1 protein-coding gene is annotated in these 538 nt (G+C 43.1%); it reads left to right on the plus strand.

Going from position 1 to position 538, the window contains the following annotated elements; genetic code table 11:
• On the plus strand, positions 1–538 hold a 538-nt coding region (locus O3629_RS10155; protein ID WP_371609147.1), incomplete at both ends, for a prealbumin-like fold domain-containing protein.

Genomic DNA, 538 nt, shown 5'->3' on the forward strand with positions numbered 1-538 from the left:
ACGGTGAAGGACAAGCGACTGCAACTTCTGATGCAAATGGTCTTGTAACCTTTACAGGATTTGAAGCAAAAGATTATGTGGTGAAAGAGCTTACTGCTCCAGAAGGTTATCAACTATCAACAGATGTGATTAAAGTTTCTGCTAGCGAGTTGAAAGCTGCGACTAACCTCGTCGTAGACAAAGGAACAGTGGTCAACAAACCATTCACTTCAATTCCACCAACTCCTCCGACGGTTGACAAACCTGAATTGAAACTCTACAGCATCCAACTACACAAAGTGAACCAAGAAGGGAAAGCTCTTGTTGGTGCTGTATTCGGTCTCTTTGAAGCTGATGGTACGACTCCTGTAGCGAACCCTTATGGTGAAGGTCAAGCAACTGCAACGTCTGATAAAGATGGTCTTGTAACCTTTACAGGATTGGAAGCAAGAGATTATGTAGTGAGAGAACTCTCAGCTCCAGACGGTTACCAATTATCAGATGAAGTCATCAAGATCGCAGCTAGTGATTTGGTTGCTTCAAACAGTGTAGTGGATAA

The organism is Streptococcus sp. 27098_8_12 (assembly GCF_041432115.1).
Taxonomy (GTDB): Bacteria; Bacillota; Bacilli; order Lactobacillales; family Streptococcaceae; genus Streptococcus; species Streptococcus parasanguinis_V.